The following is a 22,810-nucleotide window of genomic DNA, read 5'->3' on the forward strand; positions in this document are numbered from 1 at the left end:
CCGTTGAGCACACAGACGTACGAAGCTCTCGGCTTCGACCCCGCGCCCGGCGTCCCCGCCTCGGTGGAGCGCCTGGTCACCTCCCTCACCGGGGTGGGCAAGCGACTCCATGACGCGCACACGACGCTGACGCGGCTGGGCAGGTCGAACGGCGCCTGGGCGGGCGAGGCGGCCTCGGCCTTCGCGAAGCAGGTCGGCAGCCTGCCGAAGTACCTGGCCGAGGGACACTCCTCCCTGACCGACGCCGCGCACGCACTGCACGGCTGGGACACGCGGCTGCGCGAGTTCCAGTCCCTCGCGCGCCGCTACGAGAGCGAGGCCGCCGCGGCCCGCAAGGCGCTGAAGGCCGCGCAGAACAACCCCGATCTGGGGCTGGCCGGCAAGTCCTTCGACACGCAGGAGCAGCTGCATGACGCGCAGCAGCGACTGGACCACGCGACGAAGCGGGTGCACGACGCCCGGGCCGACCTGGACGACATCGTCAAGAAGGCCCAGCGCCTGCTCGCCGACCACGACGCGGCGGCCGCGGCAGCCGCGTCGATGCTCCGCAGGGCCGCGGAGATCGCCCCCGACGCGTCCCTCCTCGACAAGCTCGGCGACCTGCTGTCGAGCATCGGCGACGAGGTCGGGAAGCTCGCCGGTGACCTCTGGAAGTGGGTCCAGAAGCACGCGGACACGATCTACGAGATCGGCGACTGGCTCGGCTACGCCAGCGCCGCCTGCGACGTCCTCGCCGTCGTCACCTCCGAGACCGTCGTCGGCGCCATCGCCTTCGAGGCCATCGGCATGGTGCTCAACGGCGGCGCCCTCGCCTTCCACGGCGTCGGCTGGGCGGCCGGCGCGAAGAAGGCCAACGCGATGGACATCGGCCTGGACCTCGTCGGCTTCATCCCGTTCGGGGATCTGCTGCGCGGCGGAAAGATCGCGAAGGGCGCCTTCACGGGCGTCAAGATCCCCATGCGGGCACTGGACTTCGGCGCCAAGGCGGCCGACTCGTGGAAGCGCGCCGGCGACATCATCGAGCACGTCGGAGGCACCGCGAAGCTGGGTACGGATGCCGAGAAGTGGGCGATGCGGAACGTGGGCGCCCTGGGCAGGAAGGCGGCGGCGATCCACATCACCGCGGACACGCTGAAGGACCGTTTCAACGTGGCCGTCGCCAAGGAGCTCGGTGATCGCGTCCTGTACGGGGCCGGTACGAAGCTGACGGACAAGGGCTTCCAGAAGCTGATGCCCCATCTGATCGAGAAGACCCCGCTGCGCCACATTCCCGCACTCGCGGACTCGGTCCGGCCGATCATCGACGACACCGGCAGGGCCGTCGACAGCTACATCGACCCCCGGTCCTGGACAGCGCGCGGGTACGAGGCGGTGACCGGCTCGAAGGACCTGTACAAGGAAGGGGTTCGCATCGCGACCGAGGACGTTCAGTACGGATCCGAGAAGATCCACGAGAAGATCGATCAGGCGCGCGAAAAAGCGGACCAGGTTCTCGGCCGCATCACGAGCGCCAACCCGTTGGGATGACAACCGTGAACAACAACGTGGCACACGCGTTCCAGGTCTCCGTGAACAACCCCGTTCCCGTGTCCGACCCGGCGGCGGGGCGGCTGCCTCAGGACGCCGAGATGGCTTCGACCATCCGGCCACCGGGTTCCCGGCCCGAGGACACACCGTTCGCCCGGGTCTTCGCACCGCGTTCCACCCACCGCCGGAGCCGCCAGTCGCCCGTGCCGTTCTGGATCCACAACGGCGCGGACGACACCCCGCTCTGTTCCGTCCGGCCCGTGGCTCCCGACGTCCACGACGTGCTCACGGCAGAGGGCGTGCCCCTCGCCCGCGTCACCCGCCGCGACGGCCGCCTCCTGCCCTGGCCGCGCCGTGTCCGCTGGACCGCGCGGCTGCACCCCTCGTCCCAGCAGGTCACGGGCCGCGAGGGGACGTGGTACGCGTGGCTCGCCTACGTGGTGACCGCCCCGGTCTGGTTCCTCTTCGTCGTCTGCCTGATGGTGTACTCCTACATCGACGGCTCCCCGGACGACGACTCCTTCGGCCGACCCTCCCGCACCCGCTGGCACGTCCCGGGGCACGGCACGGTCCTGGACTACCGGCGCATCAGCGACACCTACCGCCTCGAACCCCAGCACCTGGACCTCCGACTCGCCTACGCCCTCGCGGTCCTCACCACCTGGTACCGCGAACGCTGAACACGGAAGGCGCACGGCTCGCAGAAGGTGCCCGAAGGGATCGACCACGTGGGTGACAGGGCCCGCGACATCAGGCAGGCGCTCGGATGACCATGAACCGGATCGACTTCTCGACGGACACGCTCCTCACCGACCCCCGGCTGGGCCCCCGCCCACCGAAACCGGTCTCGACCGCACGCCTCCGGTACGTGCTGCAGTGGCTGTGGTTCCCGGCCCTGTGGGCACTGTGGCTGGTGCCCTACCTGGTCCTCGTGTTCCTGTACTTCACGGTCCTCTTCCCCCTCGCCTTCGTCTGGGATCTCGACCTGCCCGCGCCGCCCGGCACCGGCCGCCGCCTCCGCACCCGCCGCCGCCTGTGGCTGAACCGGGCCCGGCTGCGGCGGGAGTGCTCGGCCGACGAGCCCTGGCTGGAAGACCAGTTCCGCGCGCTGCTCGACGGCCGGGCCCCGGTGCTCCAAGGTCGGCAGAGCAGCGGCACGACCTGGCGTCACCGCGACGGCCGCGTGGAGGTCGACGACAGCTACTACGGCCGGCTGGGCGTGGCCCGGGCGGTAGGCATCGCCGAGACGTACGGCTGGCACACCGACGAACGGGGACTCTCCGCAGCTCCCCGCTGGATCGTGTTCCACGCGCGCTGAGCGCCGGACAGACACCGGAAGGGGCCGGTGGGCGTCACGCCCACCGGCCCCTTCCGTCCGACCGTCCGGACTAGCCCTTCGCGGCGTCCGTGCCCTTCAGCGAGGAGAGCACCTTCTCCGTGAGCTTCTTCGCGTTCGCGGCCCCGTTGTCGCTGCCCGCGGTGGACAGCGCGGTCACGACGGCGGTGCCCTTCCGGGCGGCGATGAGGGTGGTCCCGGTCTCCCAGGCGTCGCTGGTGAGGGTGATGGTGTAGGCCTCGTCGCCGAGACCGGCCGTGGCCGCCCCGGCGACCTTGACCTTGCTGTGGGAATCGGTGTCCATGTAGGAGGGGCAGGCGGCGACGACCTTCGGCAGGGCCTTCAGCACGTCGGCCGCGGTGGTGCCGCGGTAGACGTCGATCTCCTGGTCGAGCTCCTCGGACGTGTTCTTGCTGACGTAGGAGTTCTGGGCGAACGACACTCCGCCGATGCCGGTGAGTTCGATCCAGCTGGTGCCGGCGAGAAGGTCGCACTCGGGCTTGGCGACGGGCTTGGCGGACGGCGGCGTGTAGGTGTCACCGGTGTCCCGGCTCGCGGAGTCGTCGACCGCGAATCCCTTCGGGAAGTACGACGCCGGAGCCAGCGCCTTCTTCAGCTGCGCACCGGTCAGCAGGCCGGCGTTGGGGTCCTTGGCCTTGGCCACCTTGGCGCTCGTACCGCCGTCGGAGGCCGAGCCGGAGGAGCACGCCGTCAGAGCGGCCAGGGGAAGCGCCGCTACGGCGAGCAGCGTGACGGCACGGGACGGGAGGCGCATGGGTGTCCTTGCGGAGGAGAGGGCAGCACGAGAAAGCCCGTACGGCGTGCCGCACGGAGCAAGATCGCTGGATGGCTCGCAGAGTGTAGGGGCGCCCGCATCACGAAACGGCGGCCGAACATTCATGCGATGGTCAAGCAATGCGCCATCTTGGCAATCTTTGCCCCGCCTTGAAGCGATCTTGTGTTTCCCGTGGCTCACTGGTGGCACCCGGCGTCATCCAGCGCAGCCCAGAGTCCTGACAGTCGCCGGAAAGTAGGCCCGCATGAACTTCTCGATGTCCTTGCGGTGGGTCTGATCCGTGAGCTTGATCTGGGGGAGCTGGAGGGTGAGAGCGAAGTGGTCGCCTGACTTTGTATCGCATCGAGCGGCCGCAATGGCACCATCCGTTCCCACCACCGCTTTGAACGGCGCTTCCACTTCTCGCGCACTCGCTACGCGGGACACCGATCCAGTTTGTCGCGCCATGTAGTCGAAGTCCACTGGCCCGTCAGCCCACCAGAAATGCAGGCTCATTACCGAGATCTTCCCGGACAACAGGGAACATGGGGCCGAAACAGCTTCGGAGCGATCAACTCCGTTGATTTCATGAAAGTCGCGCCCAGGATCAATCAGTGCCCGAGTGAGGCTGGGGCTGACGCGTGTTCCACAGATGACAGCCGGGAGGGTCCGGTCGGTCGAGTCGACACAGGACGTTGCGAGGAACAGAACCCCCAGGGTGGCAGCGCGCAGAAAATGATCCCACGACCGCCAGTTCATTTGGGCTGCTTCCCCGAGACTCCAGCCGCCTGAACTGCTCCACTCTCAGATGCCTGCATCACCATTGCCCTCGTATCGAAACTGGCGCGCCCTTCTGCGGAGCGCGCTTTGTGCCATTCATCAGCCAGCGCCATTAGCTGCCTATTTCTCGCTGCGTACGTCTTTTCGTTGCTCTCCTTTTGTTGAGAATCCAGCCTCTCCTGCTCATCCTCCAACCACTTCCCCGTAACATAATCAAACCCCTCCTGCACATCCGCACTAGCAACAGGGATATAACCAATCACCCTGTCGAACAACGGCTTGGTCTCAAAGGTCGCCGTCTTCGGGTCCCCCTGAGCCTGCACCCGGGCCTCCTCCAGGAAGCCCACCGTGCGGCCGGCGCGGAGGAGGGGTTCGGGGGACGGGGAGTGGGGGGTGTGGATGTCGGAGACCATCGCTTGGTTGAGGCCGCCGTTCAGGACGCCGTAGGCACCCCGGTCCTTGGAGACCTGCTTCGTCACCTCGAAGAGCTCGTCCTGCGGCAGAGCCGAGCGGGAGATGTCGATCTCGCTCATCGATGCGTGCACGGTCGAACCGTGGTTCACCAGGACGTTCGCCAGTGGGCGGCGCAGGGACGGCGGGAAGTCGTCGCCCTGGCCGGAGAGGTGGTGGAGGGCGGAGCGGAGCACCGCTTCGTTCTGGGGGCCGTGCGGGACGTAGGGGCCGCCCGCCGGAGAGACACCCGTCGCCCCCGCTTCCAGCGCCGCCCCGAAGCCCGCCCGGTCGTCCGCGTCCGGGCCCGGTGTCCAGGTGCCGCCCCTCCCCTCCCGGAGCGTCACCGACCAGTCCCGTTCCTTCACCAGGTACCGCATGTGGGCGTCCGAGGAGAGGTAGTGGGCCGCGATGGCGGGGTCGCGGCTCATCAGGCCCAGCGCGCCGTCCACGGGGTCGTTGGCGAACCAGCCCGAGCGAGCCCCCGCGTACTCCCCCCGCGTCTGCCAGATCCCGGGGCGGCTCCGCTCGGCGGCGATCAGGTCGTCGGTCAGGTTCTCCAGCATGCGTGGGGAGTAGCCGTGGCCCGCGCGCATGAGGGTGACCAGGGACTGGTAGCCGAGTGCCTTGTCCAGGCGCTCGCCCTGCGCGTCGGTGGCCCGGCGCTGGACCCCCGCCCGTCGCATACCGGCGCGCCAGTGGCGGTACCAGGCCGAGCCGGTGTCGCGGGTCGCCGTCGCCAGGCTGTCGGCCAGGCCGGATTCGAGGGCGTGGTACGTCGGGGAGAGGCCGGGGACGCCCCGGGGCCCGTGGAGGAGGTCGTTCAGCTCGTTCGTGAGGCGGACGGTGCCCGCAGGGCCCAGGTCGTCCAGGATCATGCGGGAGAAGGTCTCGTCGCCCGCGTTGTCGCGGAACGCCCGCCGCAGTTCGGCGAGTTCGGCCGGGGTGAGCCGCCCGCCCCGGCTCAGCCGCTCCAGCGGACCCTCCGCCGCCAGCGCCTCGTACTGCTCGACATCGCCCCGCGCCGAACCGTTGAAGCCCCGCCCCGAGCCGCCGTCCACCGCGGCGGCCAGCGCCAGCCGCACCCCCTCGTCCGCGTCCGACACCGCCCGTACGGCATGGTCGACGCGGTCCTGCCAGGACCGTACGGCCGACTCGTCGGAGCCGTCCGCCGTCACCACCCCCTGGTCCGACACCCGCAGCCCCGCCGACAGGGCTTCCCGACGCGTCCTGGTCAACCGCCCCCGCAGCTCCGTGAACTGCGCGTGCGCGTCCCGCAGCAGGGAGGCGACCGCCTTGGCCTCCGTCCGCGCGGACTCGAACTCCCGCAGAGTGGCGCCGAAGCGGCCGTGCGCCGCCTCCGCGCTCATGCCGGACCAGGCGGGCGCGAGCGTGATGCCGTACACCTGCCGCCGGTACGCCTTCTCCTGCTTGGCGAACTCCCCCGCCATGCCGTCCCAGCGCTCGGCCGCGCCGGTGAGCGCGGCGAGGTCGGCGGTCATGATCTCGTGGTACGTCGGCATCGCGGCCCGCCCCCGCTCAGTACCGGTCCAGCGCCGACACGCGCCGTACGTCCGTACCGACGTCCAGGTCGGCCGCCGTCAGCACCGTGATCGTGCCGCCCAGCGCGTCCTTCTCCGCGCCCAGCCGGTCCAGCAGGTTCCGCACCTGCGCGCCCCAGGCCGTGTGCGCCGTACGCAGGGCCGTCGAGGTCAGCCAGCCGTCGCCGTCCCGGGCGCCGAACGCCTTCACGGCGGCGCCGGTCTCGTCGTCCGCCCACGCCCCGGCCGCCCGGGTGTCCGGCTCCAGGCCGTCCTGGAGCGCCCGCGCCGCCGCACGCTGCCGTGCGGGCGAGGAGGCCAGCAGTCCTCCCCCGCCCGGGGAAGCGACAGCACCACGAGCACCGCCAGGTGCCAGAGAAACACCAGGTCCGTCCACCGTCCACACTCCGATCCACCGTCCACCGTCCGACACCCCCCAACCGACGGACGGCGGTCTTCGTCACGGTGGGTTGTCGAGACCCGGGTTGACGGCTGCGCGGGGACAGCAAAGAGGCCCGTACGACCGGAGTCGTACGGGCCTCTCGAAGGTCAGTCAGTGACCTCGAAGCAAGGGAACTTACTTCGTGATCTTGGTGACCTGGCCGGCGCCCACCGTGCGACCACCCTCACGGATGGCGAACTTCAGGCCCTCTTCCATGGCGATGGGCTGGATGAGCTGCACCGACATCTCGGTGTTGTCACCCGGCATGACCATCTCGGTGCCCTCGGGGAGGGTCACAACACCGGTCACGTCAGTCGTACGGAAGTAGAACTGCGGACGGTAGTTGTTGAAGAACGGCGTGTGGCGGCCACCCTCGTCCTTGGACAGGATGTAGGCCTGGGCCTCGAACTCGGTGTGCGGGGTGACCGAACCGGGCTTGATGATGACCTGGCCGCGCTCGACGTCCTCGCGCTTGATGCCGCGGAGCAGCAGACCGACGTTCTCACCGGCCTGGCCCTCGTCGAGCAGCTTGCGGAACATCTCGATGCCGGTGACCGTGGTGGTGGTCTTCTCGGTCTTGATGCCGATGATGTCGACGGTCTCGTTGACCTTGAGGACACCACGCTCGATACGACCGGTGACGACGGTGCCACGACCGGTGATCGTGAAGACGTCCTCGATCGGCATCAGGAACGGCTTGTCGACGTCACGCTCGGGCTGCGGGATGGCCTCGTCGACGGCCTTCATCAGCTCGAGAACCGACTCGGTCCACTCGGGGTCACCCTCGAGGGCCTTGAGCGCGGAGACCTTGACGACCGGAACGTCGTCGCCCGGGAACTCGTACTCGGAGAGGAGCTCACGGACCTCGAGCTCGACGAGCTCCAGGATCTCCTCGTCGTCCACCATGTCGGCCTTGTTCAAGGCGACGACGATGTACGGAACGCCGACCTGGCGGGCCAGGAGCACGTGCTCCTTGGTCTGCGGCATCGGGCCGTCGGTGGCGGCGACCACGAGGATCGCGCCGTCCATCTGCGCGGCACCGGTGATCATGTTCTTGATGTAGTCCGCGTGACCGGGGCAGTCGACGTGGGCGTAGTGACGCGCATCGGTCTGGTACTCGACGTGCGCGATGGAGATGGTGATACCGCGCTGACGCTCTTCGGGCGCCTTGTCGATGTTGTCGAACGCGGTGGCCTCGTTGAGGTCCGGGTACGCGTCGTGCAGCACCTTGGTAATGGCGGCCGTGAGGGTCGTCTTACCGTGGTCGATGTGACCGATGGTGCCGATGTTGACGTGCGGCTTAGTCCGCTCGAACTTCGCCTTCGCCACTGGGTCCTCCTGTGGAGTGGTTCTGGTACGCCTTACTCATCGGCGCCAGGTGATCTTTGCTGGGATGCCGCCCGCCGGGGTGTTTCCGAGTGGTCCGACCCCGGCGGTCGGTGTCAAGCCTAAAGCGTGTAAACGGGGTGCGTTACTCGCCCTTGGCCTTCGCGATGATCTCCTCGGCGACGTTCCGCGGAACCTCGGCGTAGGAGTCGAACTGCATCGAGTAGCTTGCGCGACCCGAGGTCTTGCTGCGGAGGTCTCCGACGTAGCCGAACATCTCCGAGAGGGGCACGAGGCCCTTCACGATGCGAGCGCCCATCCGCTCCTCCATGGCCTGGATCTGGCCACGGCGGGAGTTGATGTCGCCGATGACCTCACCCATGTAGTCCTCGGGCGTGGTGACCTCAACGGCCATCATCGGCTCCAGGAGCACGGGCGAAGCCTTGCGCGCGGCCTCCTTGAAGGCCTGCGAACCGGCGATCTTGAAGGCGAGCTCGGAGGAGTCGACCTCGTGGTAGCCACCGTCGAGAAGAATGACGCGGACGCCCGTCATCTCGTAGCCGGCCAGGATGCCGAACTGCATGGCCTCCTGCGCACCGGCGTCCACCGAAGGGATGTACTCCTTCGGGATGCGGCCACCGGTGACCTTGTTCACGAACTCGTACGAGGTGTCGCCACTCTCGATCGGCTCGATCGCGATCTGCACCTTGGCGAACTGACCGGTACCACCGGTCTGCTTCTTGTGCGTGTAGTCGAGTCGCTCGACGGCCTTGCGGATCGTCTCGCGGTACGCGACCTGCGGCTTGCCGACGTTCGCCTCGACCTTGAACTCACGGCGCATACGGTCGACCAGCACCTCGAGGTGCAGCTCGCCCATACCACCGATGATGGTCTGGCCGGTCTCCTCGTCCGAGTGGACCTGGAAGGAGGGGTCCTCCTCCGCGAGACGCTGGATGGCGACACCCAGCTTCTCCTGGTCACCCTTGGACTTGGGCTCGATGGCGACCTGAATGACCGGCGCCGGGAAGTCCATGGACTCCAGGATGACCGGGTTCTTGTCGTCGGACAGCGTCTCACCGGTGGTGGTCTGCTTCAGGCCCATGACGGCGACGATGTCACCGGCGCCCACCGACTCGATCTCCTCACGCTTGTTGGCGTGCATGCGGTAGATCTTGCCGATGCGCTCCTTCTTGCCCTTGACGGAGTTCAGCACCGAGGTGCCGGACTCCAGGCGGCCCGAGTAGACCCGGACGAAGGTGAGCTTGCCCAGGTGCGGGTCGCTCATGATCTTGAACGCGAGCGCGGACAGCGGCTCGTCCTCGGACGGCTTGCGCTTGACGACGACCTCGGGGTCCTTGACGTCGTGGCCCTCGATGGCCTCGACGTCGAGCGGGGTCGGCAGGTAGCGCACGACCGCGTCGAGCAGGGGCTGGACGCCCTTGTTCTTGAACGCGGTACCGCAGAACACCGGGGTGACGGTGGTGCCGTCGGACTTGCCGGACGCGATGGTGATGCGACGGATCGCGGCGTACAGCTGCTCCTCGGTGGGCTCCTGGCCCTCCAGGAACAGCTCCATGATCTCGTCGTCGTTCTCCGCGACGGTCTCGACCAGCTTGCCGCGCCACTCCTCGGCGGCCTCGGTGTGCGTGGCCGGGATGTCGACGACGTCGTACATCTCGCCCTTGGCCGCCTCGGCGGACCACACGAGCGCCTTCATGCGGACGAGGTCCACAACGCCCTGGAAGTCCATCTCGGCACCGATCGGGAGCTGCATGACGATCGGGACAGCGCCGAGGCGGTCCTTGATCATGTCCACGCAGCGGTGGAACTCGGCGCCGGTACGGTCCAGCTTGTTGACGAAGCAGATGCGCGGCACGCCGTAACGGTCGGCCTGACGCCACACCGTCTCGGACTGCGGCTCGACACCGGCGACACCGTCGAACACCGTCACGGCACCGTCGAGCACGCGCAGGGAGCGCTCCACCTCGACGGTGAAGTCGACGTGCCCCGGGGTGTCGATGATGTTGATGGTGTAGTCGTTGCCCTCGAGGGGCCAGTGGCAGGTGGTGGCAGCGGACGTGATCGTGATGCCACGCTCCTGCTCCTGCTCCATCCAGTCCATCGTGGCGGCGCCGTCGTGGACCTCACCGATCTTGTACGACACGCCGGTGTAGAACAGGATCCGCTCGGTCGTCGTCGTCTTGCCCGCGTCGATGTGAGCCATGATGCCGATGTTGCGCACCTTGGCCAGGTCAAGTGAAGTGGTAGCCATAAGGCTTCAGTCTTCTCTCGGTCTCGATGTGGGTAGCGACTACCAGCGGTAGTGCGCGAAGGCCTTGTTGGACTCGGCCATCTTGTGCGTGTCCTCGCGCTTCTTGACGGCCGCACCGAGGCCGTTCGAAGCGTCGAGAAGCTCGTTGAGCAGACGCTCGGTCATCGTCTTCTCGCGACGGGCGCGGGAGTAACCGACGAGCCAGCGCAGCGCGAGCGTGCTGGCGCGACCGGGCTTGACCTCGATCGGCACCTGGTACGTCGCACCGCCGACGCGGCGGGACTTGACCTCGAGGGTCGGCTTGATGTTCTCCAGCGCGCGCTTCAGCGTGATGACCGGGTCGTTACCGGTCTTCTCGCGCAGACCCTCCATGGCGCCGTAGACGATGCGCTCGGCGGTGGAGCGCTTGCCGTTCAGCAGCACCTTGTTGATGAGGGAGGTCACCAGAGGAGAACCGTAGACCGGGTCGATGATGACCGGGCGCTTCGGGGCGGGGCCCTTACGAGGCATTCTTACTTCTCCTTCTTGGCGCCGTAGCGGCTGCGGGCCTGCTTGCGGTTCTTGACACCCTGGGTGTCGAGCGAGCCGCGGATGATCTTGTAGCGAACACCCGGCAGGTCCTTCACACGGCCGCCGCGCACGAGCACGATCGAGTGCTCCTGCAGGTTGTGTCCCTCACCCGGAATGTAGGCCGTGACCTCGATGCCGCTGGTCAGACGCACACGCGCGACCTTACGCAGGGCCGAGTTCGGCTTCTTCGGGGTGGTCGTGAACACACGCGTGCAGACGCCACGACGCTGGGGCGAACCCTCAAGTGCGGGCGTCTTGTTCTTCTCGACCTTGTCCTGCCGGCCCTTCCGGACCAGCTGCTGGATCGTAGGCACTACTTCTCCGGTTTCTGTGTGCCGAATGGTGAAGCTAACCTGGAACTTCGCCGACCCACGCGGTCGGGTGTGTCGAATCCGGCTGCCTCCCGCCGCAAAGGGGGAAGGGCGCGGATTGCGATGGCCGGTGACGGCTCGCCGCGCGGTCGAAGGCACGCACGAGAGCCAGGGCACACCCCAGGCACAAGGTATGAGCGTACCTACCGCACGGACTTCGGTCAAAACAAATGCGGGGCCACCCGCACCCGACGGACCGGGCATGTCAAGTCCCCGTACCACGGACGGCTGCGGATTTCACATGCCGGACACGCGTGGACGCCGACAGATCTCATGAACCGGTGGCGGCCGCCACGATGAGCAGCGCCCAGAACACGGTCCAGCCGGCCGTCGACAGCCAGCCGAGCACGATCCCGATCAGCGCCAGTCCGTCGCCGTCCTCGCCGGTGTGCCGAATCTCACCGCGCGCGGTGTGTCCCAGCACGATCGCCGGGATGCCAGTGAGCCCGGCGGTCAGCAGGCACAGCAGCCCGCAGACGGCGGCGCCGACCGCCTTGCCGTTGGTCCGCGGCCGCGGGGGCGGCGGAAAGGCCGGCGGGACGGGCCCGAAGCCCGTGTGCTGCGATGCGGGGCCATGGGGCAGGTCGGCCACCACCAGTGCCAGTTCGCCCACCGTACGGGCCGCGTAGGCCCGCTCCACCCGCCGGTCGAACTCCCCCTTGTCCAGCCGCCCCTCGCCGTACCCGGCGCGCAGCACGTCCACGGTGCGCTCCCGGTCGGCGTGCGAGGCCAGCAGGAACGACGGACCACTGCCCGGGACCGGTCCCGGCAGACGGCCGTTCCCCTCCCACCACGACGGATACGACACGGAGCACCTCCCGAAACCCCCGGCCGGAGTCTCTCCATGATGCGCCCGATCGCCCCTTCCCGGGCGGAAATGCCCGGAGACGCCATCGCCCGGACAACGCCGAAGGGCGGCACCCCCCGGAGAGGATGCCGCCCTTCGGACTGCTCGCTTACTGGTTGTACGGACCGTAGTCGTAGTCCTCCAGCGGCACGGCCTGGCCGGAGCCCGCGCCGAACGGCGAGTAGTCGATGTCGTCGTAGCCGACGGCCGAGTACATCGCGGCCTTGGCCTCCTCGGTCGGCTCCACCCGGATGTTGCGGTAGCGGGAGAGACCCGTACCGGCCGGGATGAGCTTACCGATGATGACGTTCTCCTTGAGGCCGATCAGGGAGTCGGACTTGGCGTTGATCGCCGCGTCCGTCAGGACCCTGGTCGTCTCCTGGAAGGAGGCCGCGGACAGCCACGACTCCGTCGCCAGCGACGCCTTGGTGATACCCATCAGCTGCGGACGACCGGAGGCCGGGTGACCGCCCTCCTGGACCACACGACGGTTCTCGGTCTCGAACTTCGACCGCTCGACCAGCTCGCCGGGCAGCAGCTCGGCGTCGCCCGACTCGATGATCGTCACACGGCGGAGCATCTGCCGGATGATGATCTCGATGTGCTTGTCGTGGATCGACACGCCCTGCGAGTTGTAGACCTTCTGGACCTCGCCGACCAGGTGGACCTGGACGGCACGCTGACCCAGGATGCGCAGCACGTCGTGCGGGTTGGTGGCACCCATGGTGAGCTGCTGACCCACCTCGACGTGCTCGCCCTCGGTCACCAGGACCTTGGCACGCTTCGAGATCGGGAACGCCGTCTCGTCGCTGCCGTCGTCCGGGGTGACGACGAGCTTCTTGGTCTTCTCGGTCTCCTCGATCCGCACGCGGCCGGAGGCCTCGGAGATCGGGGCGACACCCTTCGGGGTACGGGCCTCGAAGAGCTCGACGACACGGGGCAGACCCTGGGTGATGTCGTCACCGGCCACACCACCGGTGTGGAAGGTACGCATCGTCAGCTGGGTACCGGGCTCACCGATGGACTGGGCGGCGATGATGCCGACCGCCTCACCGATGTCGACCAGCTTGCCGGTGGCCAACGAACGGCCGTAGCACATCGCGCAGGTGCCGACGGCGGACTCGCAGGTCAGGACCGAGCGGGTCTTGACCTCCTCGACGCCGTGCTTGACCAGCTCGTCGATGAGGACGTCGCCCAGGTCGGTGTTGGCCGGGGCGAGCACCACACCGTCGACGACGATGTCCTCGGCCAGCGCACGTGCGTACACGCTGGTCTCGACGTTGTCGGCCTTGCGCAGCACACCGTCCGCGCCGCGGTCCGCGATACGGAGCTTGAGACCGCGCTCGGTGCCGCAGTCCTCCTCGCGGATGATGACGTCCTGCGAGACGTCCACCAGACGACGGGTCAGGTAACCCGAGTCGGCGGTACGCAGGGCGGTGTCCGCCAGACCCTTACGGGCACCGTGCGTGGAGATGAAGTACTCCAGCACGGACAGGCCCTCACGGAAGGACGCCTTGATCGGACGCGGGATCGTCTCGTTCTTGGCGTTCGACACCAGACCACGCATACCGGCGATCTGCCGCATCTGCATCATGTTTCCTCGGGCACCCGAGTCAACCATCATGAAGATGGGGTTCGTCTTGGGGAAGTTCTCGTTCATCGCCTCGGCGACCTCGTTGGTCGCCTTGGTCCAGATGTTGATGAGCTCCTGAGTGCGCTCTTCCTTGGTGATGAGACCGCGCTCGTACTGCTTCTGGACCTTCTCGTCCTGCGCCTCGTAGCCCTTGACGATCTCCTTCTTCGCCTCGGGAACGACGACGTCGGAGATGGCCACGGTGACACCGGAACGGGTCGCCCAGAAGAAGCCCGCCGCCTTCAGGTTGTCGAGCGTCGCCGCCACGATGACCTTGGGGTAGCGCTCGGCCAGGTCGTTGACGATCTCGGAGAGCTGCTTCTTGCCCACCGAGTAGTCGACGAACGGGTAGTCCTCGGGCAGCAGCTCGTTGAAGAGCGCACGGCCCAGGGTGGTGCGCAGACGGAACGAGTCCCCCTGCTGCCACTCGGGCTCGCCCTCCTCGCGCTCCGGCGGCGTCCAGCCACGCGGCGGGATGGTGCCCACCGGGAAGCGGATGTCGACCGGCGACTGCAGGGCCAGCTCACCGGCGTCGAACGCCATGATCGCCTCGGCCGTGGAGCCGAACGCGCGGCCCTCGCCCTTGGTGTCACGCAGTTCACCGTCGGTGGTGAGGAAGAACAGACCGAGGACCATGTCCTGGGTCGGCATCGTCACCGGACGGCCGTCGGCGGGCTTGAGGATGTTGTTCGAGGACAGCATCAGGATGCGGGCCTCGGCCTGCGCCTCCGCGGAGAGCGGCAGGTGCACGGCCATCTGGTCACCGTCGAAGTCCGCGTTGAACGCGGTGCAGACGAGCGGGTGGATCTGGATGGCCTTGCCCTCGACCAGCTGCGGCTCGAAGGCCTGGATGCCGAGGCGGTGCAGGGTGGGAGCACGGTTCAGCAGAACCGGGTGCTCGGCGATGACCTCTTCGAGGACGTCGTACACGACCGTGCGGCCGCGCTCCACCATGCGCTTGGCGCTCTTGATGTTCTGCGCGTGGTTCAGGTCGACCAGGCGCTTCATCACGAACGGCTTGAAGAGCTCCAGCGCCATGGCCTTGGGCAGACCGCACTGGTGCAGCTTCAGCTGCGGGCCGACGACGATGACGGAACGCGCCGAGTAGTCGACTCGCTTGCCGAGCAGGTTCTGACGGAAACGACCCTGCTTGCCCTTCAGCATGTCGCTGAGGGACTTCAGCGGGCGGTTACCCGGACCCGTCACCGGGCGACCACGACGACCGTTGTCGAAGAGGGCGTCAACAGCCTCCTGAAGCATGCGCTTCTCGTTGTTGACGATGATCTCCGGAGCACCCAGGTCGAGCAGGCGCTTCAGACGGTTGTTGCGGTTGATCACACGGCGGTACAGGTCGTTCAGGTCGGAGGTCGCGAAGCGGCCACCGTCCAGCTGCACCATCGGACGCAGGTCCGGCGGGATGACCGGCACGCAGTCGAGCACCATGCCCTTGGGGCTGTTGCTGGTCTGCAGGAACGCGGAGACGACCTTGAGGCGCTTGAGCGCACGGGTCTTCTTCTGGCCCTTGCCGGTGCGGATGATCTCGCGGAGACGCTCGGCCTCCTCCTCGAGGTCGAAGGACTCCAGGCGCTTCTGCAGCGCCGCGGCACCCATCGAGCCGTCGAAGTACGTGCCGAAGCGGTCACGCAGCTCGCGGTAGAGCAGCTCGTCGCCCTCGAGGTCCTGGACCTTGAGGTTCTTGAAGCGGTTCCACACCTCGTCGAGACGGTCGATCTCGCGCTGCGCGCGGTCGCGCAGCTGCTTCATCTCGCGCTCGGCACCCTCGCGCACCTTGCGGCGCACATCGGCCTTGGCACCCTCGGCCTCGAGCTCGGCCAGGTCGGTCTCGAGCTTCTTGGCGCGGGCCTCCAGGTCGGAGTCGCGGCGGTTCTCGATCTGCTGACGCTCGACGGAGACGTGGGCCTCCAGCGAGGGCAGGTCGCGCTGACGGCGCTCCTCGTCGACGTACGTGATCATGTACGCGGCGAAGTAGATGACCTTCTCGAGGTCCTTCGGGGCGAGGTCGAGCAGGTAGCCCAGACGCGACGGAACGCCCTTGAAGTACCAGATGTGGGTGACGGGAGCGGCGAGCTCGATGTGGCCCATCCGCTCACGGCGCACCTTGGCGCGCGTGACCTCGACGCCACAGCGCTCACAGATGATGCCCTTGAAGCGGACGCGCTTGTACTTGCCGCAGTAGCACTCCCAGTCCCGGGTCGGACCGAAGATCTTCTCGCAGAAGAGTCCGTCCTTCTCGGGCTTGAGCGTGCGGTAGTTGATGGTCTCCGGCTTCTTGACCTCGCCGTGGCTCCACTGACGGATGTCGTCAGCGGTGGCCAGACCGATCCGGAGCTCGTCGAAGAAGTTGACGTCGAGCACTATGCGTCAATCCCTCTCAGGGTTGTGAGTCATGGGGTCTGAAACGGGGGTCCTGGGGCCGGCCGGGGGCTCAGTTCCTTGCGGGACCGAGCCCCCGTACCGGACTCCCGTCAGACCTCTTCGACGCTGCTCGGCTCGCGCCGGGACAGGTCGATACCGAGCTCCTCCGCTGCGCGGAAGACGTCCTCGTCGGTGTCGCGCATCTCGATGGACATGCCGTCCGAGGACAGCACCTCCACGTTGAGGCACAGGGACTGCATCTCCTTGATGAGCACCTTGAAGGACTCGGGGATGCCGGGCTCGGGGATGTTCTCGCCCTTGACGATGGCCTCGTAGACCTTCACGCGGCCGGTGACGTCGTCGGACTTGATGGTCAGCAGTTCCTGGAGGGCGTAGGCGGCACCGTAAGCCTCGAGCGCCCACACCTCCATCTCACCGAAGCGCTGGCCACCGAACTGAGCCTTACCACCCAGCGGCTGCTGGGTGATCATCGAGTACGGACCGGTCGAGCGCGCGTGCAGCTTGTCGTCGACCAGGTGGTGCAGCTTGAGGATGTACATGTAGCCGACCGAGACCGGGTCCGGGAACGGCTCACCGCTGCGGCCGTCGAACAGCCGCGCCTTGCCGGTCGGGAGCACCATGCGCTCGCCGTCGCGGTTCGGGATGGTGTGCTGCAGCAGACCCGCCAGCTCGTCCTCGCGGGCACCGTCGAAGACCGGGGTGGCGACGTTGGTGCCGGGCTCGACCTGGTCGGCGCCGATGGCCTGCAGACGCTGAGCCCACTCCTCCGCGAGGCCGGAGACGTCCCAGCCGCGGCTGGCGAGCCAGCCGAGGTGGATCTCCAGGACCTGTCCCGGGTTCATTCGGGACGGGACACCCAGCGGGTTGAGGATGATGTCGACCGGGGTGCCGTCCTCGAGGAACGGCATGTCCTCGATCGGGTTGATCTTGGAGATGACACCCTTGTTGCCGTGACGGCCGGCGAGCTTGTCACCGTCGGTGATCTTGCGCTTCTGCGCGACGTAGACGCGGACCAGCTGGTTCACGCCCGGCGGCAGCTCGTCGCCCTCTTCGCGGTCGAAGACGCGGACACCGATGATCTTGCCGGTCTCGCCGTGCGGCACCTTCAGGGAGGTGTCGCGGACCTCACGGGCCTTCTCACCGAAGATCGCGCGGAGCAGACGCTCCTCGGGGGTCAGCTCGGTCTCACCCTTGGGCGTGACCTTGCCGACGAGGATGTCGCCCGCGGTGACCTCGGCGCCGATGCGGATGATGCCGCGCTCGTCCAGGTCCGCCAGGACCTCCTCGGAGACGTTCGGGATGTCCCGGGTGATCTCCTCGGGGCCGAGCTTGGTGTCACGGGCGTCGACCTCGTGCTCCTCGATGTGGATCGAGGAGAGGACGTCGTCCTGCACGAGGCGCTGCGACAGGATGATCGCGTCCTCGTAGTTGTGACCCTCCCACGGCATGAACGCCACGAGCAGGTTCTTGCCCAGGGCCATCTCGCCGTTCTCGGTGGCCGGACCGTCGGCCAGGACCTGGCCCTCGATGATCCGGTCGCCCTCGTTGACGATGACCTTCTGGTTGACCGAGGTGCCCTGGTTGGAGCGCGAGAACTTGTGCAGGCGGTACGTGATGTACGTGCCGTCGTCGTTGGCGGTCGTGACGTAGTCCGCGGAGACCTCCTGGACCACACCCGCCTTCTCGGCCTTGACCACGTCACCGGCGTCGACGGCGGAGCGGTACTCCATGCCGGTGCCGACGAGCGGGGCCTCGCTCTTGATGAGCGGCACGGCCTGACGCATCATGTTCGCGCCCATGAGGGCACGGTTGGCGTCGTCGTGCTCGAGGAACGGGATCATGGCGGTCGCGACCGACACCATCTGGCGCGGCGAGACGTCCATGTAGTCGACCTCGTCACCGGGGACGTAGTCGACCTCGCCGCCACGACGGCGGACCAGGACGCGGGACTCCTCGAAGCGCATGTCGTCGTTGAGCGTGGCGTTGGCCTGCGCGATGACGAAGCGGTCCTCCTCGTCGGCGGTCAGGTAGTCCACCTCGTCGGTGACCTGGCCGTCGACGACCTTGCGGTACGGCGTCTCGACGAAACCGAACGCGTTGACCCGGCCGTAGGAGGCGAGCGAGCCGATCAGACCGATGTTCGGGCCTTCGGGCGTCTCGATCGGGCACATGCGGCCGTAGTGCGAGGGGTGCACGTCACGGACCTCGAAGCCGGCCCGCTCACGGGAGAGACCACCCGGACCAAGCGCCGACAGACGGCGCTTGTGGGTGAGACCCGACAGCGGGTTGTTCTGGTCCATGAACTGCGACAGCTGGCTGGTGCCGAAGAACTCCTTGATGGAGGCGACGACCGGCCGGATGTTGATCAGGGTCTGCGGCGTGATCGCCTCGACGTCCTGGGTGGTCATGCGCTCGCGCACGACACGCTCCATACGGGCGAGACCCGTACGGACCTGGTTCTGGATCAGCTCGCCGACGCTGCGCAGACGACGGTTGCCGAAGTGGTCGATGTCGTCGGTCTCGACGACGATCGACTGGCCGCTGTCGCCGACCGTCTCGGTCTCGCCCGCGTGCAGCTTCACCAGGTACTTGATCGTCGAGATGACGTCCTCGACGGTCAGGACACCCGCGTTCAGCGGAGCGTCCGCACCCAGCTTCTTGTTGACCTTGTAGCGGCCGACCTTGGCCAGGTCGTAGCGCTTGGGGTTGAAGTACAGGTTCTCGAGCAGCGTCTGCGCGGCCTCGCGCGTGGGCGGCTCGCCCGGACGCAGCTTGCGGTAGATGTCGAGCAGCGCGTCGTCCTGGCCCTGGGTGTGGTCCTTCTCCAGGGTGGCGCGCATCGACTCGTACTCGCCGAACTCCTCGAGGATCTGCTCGGTGGTCCAGCCGAGCGCCTTGAGCAGGACGGTGACCGACTGCTTGCGCTTGCGGTCGATGCGGACACCGACCATGTCGCGCTTGTCGATCTCCATCTCCAGCCAGGCACCCCGGGACGGGATGATCTTGGCGGAGTAGATGTCCTTGTCGGACGTCTTGTCGATGGAGGAGTCGAAGTAGACACCGGGGGAACGGACCAGCTGGGACACCACGACACGCTCGGTGCCGTTGATGACGAAGGTGCCCTTGTTCGTCATGAGCGGGAAGTCGCCCATGAAGACCGTCTGGGACTTGATCTCGCCGGTCTCGTTGTTGGTGAACTCAGCCGTGACGAAGAGCGGAGCGGCGTACGTGAAGTCGCGGTCCTTGCACTCGTCGATGGAGTTCTTCGGCGGCTCGAAGCGGTGGTCGCGGAACGTCAGCGACATCGACCCGGAGAAGTCCTCGATCGGGGAGATCTCCTCGAAGATCTCCTCCAGACCGGACTTGGTGGGGACGTCCTGACCGTTCTCGAGAGCCTTCTCGACGCGAGCCTTCCAGGCGTCGTTGCCGAGCAGCCAGTCGAAGCTCTCGGTCTGGAGCGCGAGAAGGTTCGGAACCTCGAGGGGCTCCTTGATCTTTGCAAAGGAAATGCGCAGCGGGGCGGTGCTGGCGCCGTTGTTCGTATTCGCGGTCGAGGCAGTGCGCGAGGCGGCCAAGAGGGGGTCCTTCCGAGGGCTCGGACTCACTACGCGCGTACCGGCCCCTCTCCCAGCGCGAAGACGGAAAACCCCAGGTCAGGGAAGTTCGGCCGTCAGTGCTCGGGGGAGGGCAGACCCCTGGTGACGGGCAGGGGACAGCTAACAGGCAGCGCAAAGGGTCAGTGTAGCCACTTGGCACACTGATGTCCAGTGCGGGTTTCGGGGACCCTTCGTCTTTCTCAACGCCCTCGTCTTCGACGCCCTCGGCATGTTGCCCTCAACGCACGGTGATACTGCCCTCTTCGCCGTCGATCCATGCCTCGGATTCGGATCGTTGTGACGACGCGTCCTGAGAATTGCGCGCTGCGTGCGGTTCGTCAAGGCCCCCCAGCCGGAACGGGGCCGTCCGGAGACGCGACGATGATCACCATACCCCTCGCCACCACGAGTGCAAGGCAACCGTGGTCCCCCTCCGGACACGCCGAAGAGCGACCACCCGGATGGATGATCGCTCTTCGGTGCGTTCGCGTTACAAGCCCTCTCGGGCCGTAATCAGAGCGCTGTGAGGTTCGCTGAACCCCGTGAGGTCTTACTTGACCTCGACGGAGGCGCCGGCGGCCTTGAGGGACTCGGCAGCCTTCTCCGCGGCCTCCTTGGCGACCTTCTCGAGGACCGGCTTCGGGGTGCCGTCGACGAGGTCCTTGGCCTCCTTCAGACCCAGGGAGGTCAGCTCGCGCACGACCTTGATGACCTGGATCTTCTTCTCGCCGGCGCCGGTGAGGATGACGTCGAACTCGTCCTGCTCCTCGACGGCCTCGGCGGCGGCGGCCGGGCCGGCCGGGCCGGCGACGGCGACGGCAGCGGCGGCGGTGACGTCGAACTTGTCCTCGAAGGCCTTCACGAACTCGGAGAGCTCGATGAGGGTCATCTCCTCGAACTGGGCCAGCAGCTCGTCCTGGGTGAGCTTCGCCATGATGGCGGTCCTTCCACTAATTCGGCAGGTGCCGGATGTACTGGGTGAGGCGGGCGTACTTAGGGCCCGCTGCGACCCTCGCCGCCGTCAGGCGGCCAGGATCAGAAAGCGAGCCGAATTACTCGGCACCGCCCTGCTCGGCCTGCTTGGCGCGAAGGGCGTCCACGGTGCGGACGAGCTTCGACGGCAGCGCCTGGAAGAGCGAAGCAGCCTGAGACTGCTTGCCCTTGAAGGCACCGGCCAGCTTGCTGAGCAGAACCTCGCGGGACTCGAGGTCCGCAAGCTTCTTGATCTCGTCGGCGGACATCGCCTTGCCATCAAGGACACCGCCCTTGATGACGAGGTTCGGGTTGTCCTTGGCGAAGTCACGCAGACCCTTCGCCGACTCCACCGGGTCACCGGTGACGAAGGCGACGGCCGTCGGACCAGCGAAAAGCTGGTCGTCCAGCGTGATCCCGGCCTCGTTGGCCGCAATCTTGGTCAGCGTGTTCTTCACCACGGCGTAGTGGGCGTTCTCACCGAGCGACCGGCGCAGCGTCTTGAGCTGTGCCACGGTGAGACCGCGGTACTCGGTCAGCACGGCGGCGTTGGAGCTGCGGAACTTGTCCGTCAGCTCGGCAACCGCGGCAGCCTTTTCGGGCGTCGCCATAGAGTCTCGGCCTCCTTCCGGGTGATTCTGACCGCGCGGACCCGAAGGAGGACTGGGCAAAAAGAAACGCCCCGGCGCAGGTGCTCGGGGCGGACTCGACCGGCCGCACACGCGTGAGCGCGTCTGCTCCGGGAGTTCTTCCACAATCACCTGCGCGGGTCGCCCACTTTTCAGTAGGTCCTTCGGCCACCGAACGCTCATAACAGCGCACGGCAACGACCAGCGGTCTTTGGCTTCTCCGAGAGAGTACGGGACCGGGGCACCGCCGAGCAAATCGGTGCCCTCCGGACCCTCCGGAGGCCCTGGAACCTCAGGACCTGGCGCCTCAGGAAGGGAGGCCGCTGCCGGACTGCAGGGACTTCACCAGGTCCTTGAAGTCCTTGGTGTCGCTCGCCGGGGGCGCCTCGGTGGTGACCTTGACGCCGTAGTCGCTGAAGTGGGTGGTGCTGAGCATCTCGCCGTTCGCCGACTTGGCCTTCTCGACCTTCTTGACCAGCAGGTTCTTGTCGTTCATCCAGATGTCGACGGTCTCGGTGGTGATGCCGGCCTGGGTCAGCTCGCTCTTGAGGTCGGACAGCTGCGCGGCCGTGAGTCCGCTGTTCTTTCCCGCCAGGGCGGCGATGTCCACGGCACCGGAATAGTGCGTCGTGGCGACGCCGTCCACCGTCTCCTCGCCGACCTTCTTCACATCACCGGAGGCGAGCAGCAGCTTCACCGACTGGTTCGGGGAGCTGCGGCGGACCTGGTCCTGGAGGTACGCGGTCGCGCCCCGGCCGCCCAGCTTGGCGATGTCGGCGTAGCCGTACCTGAGCCAGTGCCTGCCGCCGTACTGCTTGACGAAGGCGCCGCCCATCTTCGCGTAGAAGGCGTCCGGCAGATAGCGGGCCTGGGAGGAGGCGGAGCCGGCCTTGCGCATCAGCTCGGCCATGTCACCGCCGGTGTAGGTGATGGTCATCTCACCGCGCAGGCCGCCGCCGTTCCAGGCGAAGGCGCCGTCGGCCGAGGTCTCCACGAGCTTGCCGAGGCTCATGGTGGAGCGCACCTTCACGGACTCGGCCTGCTCGGTCGACCGGTCCGCCGAGCGGAGGGCCGCGATGGGGCTCACCGGTACGACTTCCTGGGCCGCCTTGCCGCCCTTGCCGCCCTTCCCGTCGTCCTGGACGCCGCAGGCGGCCACCCCGGACAGCGCGGCGGCGACGGCGGCCGCGAGGGCCGTACGGCGGACGGTCGTGCTCTGCATGTGTTTCCCCACCCCTTGACGCGTTGTCGTGTTCGCACCGTAGCGCGGGCCACTGACAGCGCGCACAGAAAAAGGACGGACCCCGCCACCTCTCGGTTGCGGGGTCCGCCCTGCTGACGCGTCA

General features: G+C 67.4%; 17 protein-coding genes. 3 read left to right on the forward strand and 14 right to left on the reverse strand.

The window, feature by feature from the left end:
• Positions 1-3 precede the first annotated feature (3 nt).
• The 3 genes from GTW40_RS26915 (at position 4) to GTW40_RS26925 (ending at position 2,845) form a co-directional block, all read left to right on the forward strand.
• Complete coding sequence (locus GTW40_RS26915) at positions 4-1,527, forward strand: putative T7SS-secreted protein (protein ID WP_161182743.1); 1,524 nt, start codon at positions 4-6, stop codon at positions 1,525-1,527.
• Positions 1,528-1,532: 5 nt separating this feature from the next.
• Complete coding sequence (locus GTW40_RS26920; RefSeq protein ID WP_237525726.1) at positions 1,533-2,207, forward strand: hypothetical protein; 675 nt, start codon at positions 1,533-1,535, stop codon at positions 2,205-2,207.
• A gap of 86 nt (positions 2,208-2,293) precedes the next feature.
• Positions 2,294-2,845: a hypothetical protein gene (locus GTW40_RS26925; RefSeq protein WP_161182745.1), complete on the forward strand. Its 552-nt coding sequence runs from the start codon at positions 2,294-2,296 to the stop codon at positions 2,843-2,845.
• A 70-nt stretch (positions 2,846-2,915) separates the two neighbouring features.
• Here the strand turns inward: GTW40_RS26925 and GTW40_RS26930 are convergent, their stop codons facing one another.
• The 14 genes from GTW40_RS26930 to GTW40_RS26995 form a co-directional block, all read right to left on the reverse strand.
• The gene (locus GTW40_RS26930) at positions 2,916-3,638 is read right to left on the reverse strand and encodes a hypothetical protein (protein ID WP_161182746.1); all 723 of its coding nucleotides are present in this window, start codon (positions 3,636-3,638) and stop codon (positions 2,916-2,918) included.
• 216 nt (positions 3,639-3,854) lie between these two features.
• Positions 3,855-4,154, reverse strand: a complete 300-nt coding sequence (locus GTW40_RS26935) for a hypothetical protein (protein WP_161182747.1) — start codon at positions 4,152-4,154, stop codon at positions 3,855-3,857.
• A 239-nt stretch (positions 4,155-4,393) separates the two neighbouring features.
• Entirely contained in the window at positions 4,394-6,391 is a 1,998-nt protein-coding gene (locus GTW40_RS26940; protein ID WP_161182748.1) for a hypothetical protein, read from the reverse strand.
• Positions 6,392-6,407: 16 nt separating this feature from the next.
• The gene (locus tag GTW40_RS26945) at positions 6,408-6,806 is read right to left on the reverse strand and encodes a hypothetical protein (RefSeq protein WP_343245794.1); all 399 of its coding nucleotides are present in this window, start codon (positions 6,804-6,806) and stop codon (positions 6,408-6,410) included.
• Positions 6,807-6,986: 180 nt separating this feature from the next.
• On the reverse strand, positions 6,987-8,180 hold the full coding sequence (gene tuf, locus GTW40_RS26950; protein WP_161182749.1) for an elongation factor Tu: 1,194 nt from the start codon (positions 8,178-8,180) through the stop codon (positions 6,987-6,989).
• A 142-nt stretch (positions 8,181-8,322) separates the two neighbouring features.
• On the reverse strand, positions 8,323-10,449 hold the full coding sequence (gene fusA, locus GTW40_RS26955) for an elongation factor G (protein WP_161182750.1): 2,127 nt from the start codon (positions 10,447-10,449) through the stop codon (positions 8,323-8,325).
• A gap of 39 nt (positions 10,450-10,488) precedes the next feature.
• Positions 10,489-10,959 (reverse strand): 30S ribosomal protein S7, encoded by a 471-nt coding sequence (rpsG, locus tag GTW40_RS26960; protein ID WP_081218873.1) that lies wholly within the window; start codon positions 10,957-10,959, stop codon positions 10,489-10,491.
• A gap of 2 nt (positions 10,960-10,961) precedes the next feature.
• On the reverse strand, positions 10,962-11,333 hold the full coding sequence (gene rpsL, locus GTW40_RS26965; protein ID WP_003948652.1) for a 30S ribosomal protein S12: 372 nt from the start codon (positions 11,331-11,333) through the stop codon (positions 10,962-10,964).
• Positions 11,334-11,661: 328 nt separating this feature from the next.
• On the reverse strand, positions 11,662-12,162 hold the full coding sequence (locus GTW40_RS26970) for a DUF1707 and DUF4190 domain-containing protein (protein ID WP_161182768.1): 501 nt from the start codon (positions 12,160-12,162) through the stop codon (positions 11,662-11,664).
• Between the two features lie 184 nt (positions 12,163-12,346).
• Entirely contained in the window at positions 12,347-16,246 is a 3,900-nt protein-coding gene (locus GTW40_RS26975; RefSeq protein WP_161182751.1) for a DNA-directed RNA polymerase subunit beta', read from the reverse strand.
• Between the two features lie 110 nt (positions 16,247-16,356).
• On the reverse strand, positions 16,357-19,842 hold the full coding sequence (gene rpoB, locus GTW40_RS26980; protein WP_161182752.1) for a DNA-directed RNA polymerase subunit beta: 3,486 nt from the start codon (positions 19,840-19,842) through the stop codon (positions 16,357-16,359).
• 571 nt (positions 19,843-20,413) lie between these two features.
• On the reverse strand, positions 20,414-20,797 hold the full coding sequence (rplL, locus tag GTW40_RS26985) for a 50S ribosomal protein L7/L12 (RefSeq protein ID WP_161182753.1): 384 nt from the start codon (positions 20,795-20,797) through the stop codon (positions 20,414-20,416).
• A gap of 118 nt (positions 20,798-20,915) precedes the next feature.
• Positions 20,916-21,446 (reverse strand): 50S ribosomal protein L10, encoded by a 531-nt coding sequence (gene rplJ / locus GTW40_RS26990; protein WP_161182754.1) that lies wholly within the window; start codon positions 21,444-21,446, stop codon positions 20,916-20,918.
• Between the two features lie 325 nt (positions 21,447-21,771).
• Complete coding sequence (locus GTW40_RS26995) at positions 21,772-22,686, reverse strand: hypothetical protein (protein ID WP_161182755.1); 915 nt, start codon at positions 22,684-22,686, stop codon at positions 21,772-21,774.
• Between the last annotated feature and the right edge of the window lie 124 nt (positions 22,687-22,810).

The sequence above is a fragment of the Streptomyces sp. SID4985 genome, assembly GCF_009863025.1.
Lineage (GTDB): Bacteria > Actinomycetota > Actinomycetes > Streptomycetales > Streptomycetaceae > Streptomyces.

Coding starts and splice junctions, on each gene's coding strand:
- fusA (WP_161182750.1), bottom strand. CDS start 10,449: ATGGCTACCACTTCACTTGACCTGGCCAAGGTGCGCAACATCGGCATC.
- GTW40_RS26935 (WP_161182747.1), bottom strand. CDS start 4,154: ATGAGCCTGCATTTCTGGTGGGCTGACGGGCCAGTGGACTTCGACTAC.
- GTW40_RS26940 (WP_161182748.1), bottom strand. CDS start 6,391: ATGCCGACGTACCACGAGATCATGACCGCCGACCTCGCCGCGCTCACC.
- rpsG (WP_081218873.1), bottom strand. CDS start 10,959: ATGCCTCGTAAGGGCCCCGCCCCGAAGCGCCCGGTCATCATCGACCCG.
- GTW40_RS26995 (WP_161182755.1), bottom strand. CDS start 22,686: ATGCAGAGCACGACCGTCCGCCGTACGGCCCTCGCGGCCGCCGTCGCC.
- GTW40_RS26925 (WP_161182745.1), top strand. CDS start 2,294: ATGACCATGAACCGGATCGACTTCTCGACGGACACGCTCCTCACCGAC.
- GTW40_RS26930 (WP_161182746.1), bottom strand. CDS start 3,638: ATGCGCCTCCCGTCCCGTGCCGTCACGCTGCTCGCCGTAGCGGCGCTT.
- rplJ (WP_161182754.1), bottom strand. CDS start 21,446: ATGGCGACGCCCGAAAAGGCTGCCGCGGTTGCCGAGCTGACGGACAAG.
- rplL (WP_161182753.1), bottom strand. CDS start 20,797: ATGGCGAAGCTCACCCAGGACGAGCTGCTGGCCCAGTTCGAGGAGATG.